At 47.0% G+C, this 647-nt stretch carries 1 protein-coding gene; it reads left to right on the plus strand.

Translation table 11 applies throughout. The features are described 5' to 3' along the window. A partial coding sequence (locus AB4Z08_RS35805) for a hypothetical protein (protein ID WP_441578574.1) occupies positions 1-647 on the plus strand: 647 nt, incomplete at both ends.

The raw sequence follows: 647 nt of genomic DNA on the forward strand, positions 1-647 counted from the left end.
GTTACATTGTAACGACTCTATCTTCACCATGGCCGCTAATAGGCCTACTGAATATGGAGCCAAAGGCACCTGGTCCGTGGTAGGTAAACCAACATGGGTAACTGTTACTGATACCACTTTAAATACTACAAAGGTTAAAGTACTCGCGGGCCATACTGCTACACTGGTATGGACTATCTCCAACGGTACCTGCGCCGCTACTACCGACACCGTGCTGCTGACTAACTACGATGTACCTGCGGTGGCGAAAGCGAACATGGATCAGTTACATTGTAACGACTCTATCTTCACCATGGCCGCTAATAGGCCTACTGAATATGGAGCCAAAGGCACCTGGTCCGTGGTAGGTAAACCAACATGGGTAACTGTTACCGATACCACTTTAAATACTACAAAAGTTAAAGTACTGGCGGGCCATACTGCTACACTGGTATGGACTATCTCCAACGGTACCTGTGCGGCTACTACTGACACCGTGTTGCTGACTAACTACGATGTTCCTGCTGTTGCGAAAGCAAATATTGATCAGTTACATTGTAACGACTCTATCTTCACCATGGCCGCTAACAAGCCTACTGAATATGGAGCAAAAGGCACCTGGTCTGTGGTAGGTAAACCTACATGGGTAACTGTTACCGATACCACTT

The organism is Chitinophaga sp. RAB17 (assembly GCF_052114225.1).
Classification (GTDB): domain Bacteria; phylum Bacteroidota; class Bacteroidia; order Chitinophagales; family Chitinophagaceae; genus Chitinophaga.